The organism is Acinetobacter sp. YH12236, assembly GCF_013417645.1.
Classification (GTDB): domain Bacteria; phylum Pseudomonadota; class Gammaproteobacteria; order Pseudomonadales; family Moraxellaceae; genus Acinetobacter.
In genome coordinates, this window is the sequence record NZ_VPDM01000070.1 from 1 (window position 1) to 2,656 (window position 2,656).

Genomic DNA, 2,656 nt, shown 5'->3' on the forward strand with positions numbered 1-2,656 from the left:
AATACCAACGAACAGCCCAAAGAATGATTTCACCTTGAAAGTGCCGACCGTGGAAGGGATTCATCTGCTGTATCTCGAAATAAATAAGATATTTAGCTTATCATGTCAGCCTATTTGCAACAGTGCCTTTTTAGGTGGTTCCGCTAGGGTATACTGAAAATAAACTTGTCCTGTACCTGATTCCAGTAAAACACTCTCCGAAAATATCGAGACGATTCACGGTTGGTTACAGATAGTTTGGGTGTTATTTTTATCTCTATGCTTGATAGGCTTTATGAGCTTACCACAAATAATTTTTCATTCGGTCAGTCCTCGCTTTCATCCGACCAATTTTGACTCAACTCACTCACCAAACGACTCTCATCGCATTTAAAATCAATATAGTGATAGGTATTGGCAGGCAATAGCCAATCCTGCCCTGTCAGTGGACATTTTTGTTCCATATCTTCTGCCTGTGTCCAATCACGGTAATTCATTAGAAAATAATAGGTGGGTACACCTGTGCTTTGTTCAATGATACGGCACAATTCTCGACCTATTTTGCTATGCTCAGAATTGGGATTTTGCATTTGCTCTAAGGCAAAGGCTTCACTTACTGGTTGAGAACCAAGCCACAAACGATATAACGCTTCAGCCTGACGATACCATGACCACACATTATCATAACAAGGGTGATCAGGTTGGGTATATGGGATTTTATATAGAGGAATGCCTTGTAAGGTTACTCCATCTAGTAAAGGCGAACTCCAGCCCCAACGCAACATGTAAAATTCAGATTGCGTTGGTACGGCATAACGGGGAAGAGGATAGTCATGGTCTTCTCCGATATACAAGGTTTGAATGGGTTTACCTGCTAACTGTTCGATTTTATTGTGCATTTCTTGGGCATAGCTGTTCATATTTTTACGGTCAAGGGCATCCATTTCAGGACACACCACAGTCACGCGAGTAATATCATTTTGGCTAACAGCTAAATGATGGTTACGGGGTAATATTTGTCCGTTGCCTTCTAAATTTCCTAAATAACAAAATACATCATGGTCGTGGCTATCATCATCTTCAGCGATACCTGTATATTGGGGTATGATAATATCAAAGGCGTGCATTTTTATATCTCATGCTTAATTTATATTAAATATATTTGGGGATGTTGCTGTTGAAATTGGTTAAAGTGCTGTCTTGTAGTGTCAATTTAACCTATACCGTCAATGCCGTACACTCTAAATATTAATAATACTTAAACTACTTGATATTATAACTATAATTTTTCTTATCATATTTACCGAAATAAGGAACAGCTACATCCTTATGCACTGTATTATTACTATCAGTATATGTAATTACTATAGAGTCTTCGGTGTCAGAATATTTTATAGGATACTTAAATGATTGATTAGGAGATAAATTACCTATATTTTCTGATTTATTAGTGGTTTTATAAGTTAAATTAACCTTAGTTATATCTTCGGAGGTTTTGTTATTTATAATTAGCATCCCTTCTGATTCACTTTGACTGGAACAAGCCACAGTAATTAATGCACTTAAGCTAATTACATACAGTTTTCTTATTGAGATCTTCACGAGCCAAACCTTTAGTTATTTTATTTAATACAAAATAATTCTATGCAAGAAATGCCACTCTCAACTTCTTAAGCCTATTGGAATGGCTGTATTACAAGAATTGTAAGTTTAATATTGAAAGTCTAACCTTCGTAAAATAAATGATTTAGCGAAAAAAAGTTGAGAGTTAAGCATAAAATGGAATCTTATTTTTCACCAAAGGAATTAGAAGATGTTAAAGAACCATTAGTTATAACTTTCATTTTGAGACTACCCTAAATTCTGTGTAACTATCTAGTTTTCTAAAATACTTCTTAAATTTTGTCAAAATGGCTTTATTAGCTCGAAAAACTAACTTTCTATACACCATGAAGTACACCGCGACTACCTAAATAACTCAATATACCAATATCATTAGCCTACAGCCTAAGGTTCTAGTCCTCACTAGGGTACCGAAGCAGTGAAATTGGTTTGCCATAGGCATACTAATCAGAGTATGAAAAAGAAACTCCTCTCTCTGCAAATTCTTGATTGAAAACACTAAGAACCTTCATACTAAAAGTATAATAAATAAGTACTAGCCTTTCTATTATGGTGATGTCGTTCATATTCCAAGATATTCTCCGATCATCTAATAACCCCTCCCAACTAGGATCGTTTATTTTAGGTATAGATTGACTGCCGTAAGAAGGTATTTGATCAACTAAATGACGCATATCATCGAGTTTTTGATTTGATAGGGGTTACCCCAGAATTTGGAGAAAATAGTACGACAAGGAATTTTGTCGACTAATTAATTTATTAAAATCAAAGATTTATATTTTTATGCTTTGCCTGTCTGCTAGAGATTGGCAACATGCAATTTAATTGAAAGATTTTTAACGAAGTTCTTAAATAACAACTACATAGAAGTAAATAAATGTACTTACCGCCCTATAATTTCCGTTTTCTGTGCTGACCCCTAATATAGTAAGCGTCCGCTGAGCCCCACTTTTTCTAACTCATTAATACCGCGATAGTGTCCACTAAAATTTAAGTGGACACCTATTTATGGATTTAAAGACAGTTATAGACACTGCACCAACGCTAAAAAAGC

2 protein-coding genes are annotated in these 2,656 nt (G+C 35.2%); both read right to left on the reverse strand.

Annotated features, from left to right (window positions below; genetic code table 11):
* Positions 1 to 305: 305 nt before the first annotated feature.
* Entirely contained in the window at positions 306 to 1,106 is an 801-nt protein-coding gene (locus tag FTV14_RS15810) for a DUF2310 family Zn-ribbon-containing protein (protein WP_114237944.1), read from the reverse strand.
* A 136-nt stretch (positions 1,107 to 1,242) separates the two neighbouring features.
* Complete coding sequence (locus FTV14_RS15815) at positions 1,243 to 1,581, reverse strand: hypothetical protein (protein WP_114237945.1); 339 nt, start codon at positions 1,579 to 1,581, stop codon at positions 1,243 to 1,245.
* Between the last annotated feature and the right edge of the window lie 1,075 nt (positions 1,582 to 2,656).